The following is a 511-nucleotide window of genomic DNA, read 5'->3' as shown; positions in this document are numbered from 1 at the left end:
CCACAACGAGCCCCACGGCACCAAGAATCCGCGGGAGCTTCTTCACCGTGGGTCCGCCGATTCACGCAAGTTTAAGTCATTCTTGAACACGGCGGCCTATCTGCTCCGTGCAGGCAATGTGAAAGATCCACATAAGGACTGAACCGGCCGTTGATCGACCGAGACACACGTAACTGTGACAGTTTAGCTTCGCATCCTGCCCATTGGAGGCGTCCAGTCACGGCGAGGACACCCTCATGTAGGCTGGCGATATGGCTGAGAAAACAGTACCTATCGGTTGTGACACAGTCGCTTGGTCCTACTCGGCTTGAGAGCAACCATGGCTAATTCGCGTGACTCGTCAGTCGCAATCAGCCCTCTGCGGCAAAAGCTGCCCGAGCGCCGCCCGGTTGCTGCCGCGATACTTGCGTTCGCTGTTTACTCGGTGAGCCTTCCGCTGTGGTTCCTTCTGCCGTGGGAACGAGGTACAGCCTCGGTAGGTGCGTGGGTTGTCATGCTCGGGGTCGACGCA

General features: G+C 58.1%; 1 protein-coding gene. It reads left to right on the top strand.

Annotation, left to right across the window (positions count from 1 at the left end):
* Positions 1-319 precede the first annotated feature (319 nt).
* Positions 320-511 (top strand): hypothetical protein (locus tag DL891_RS17615; protein ID WP_232819242.1); only part of this gene is annotated, 192 nt, incomplete at its 3' end.

The organism is Homoserinimonas sp. OAct 916, assembly GCF_003260275.1.
Lineage (GTDB): Bacteria > Actinomycetota > Actinomycetes > Actinomycetales > Microbacteriaceae > OACT-916.
This window is presented reverse-complemented; position numbering and strand designations above follow the sequence as displayed.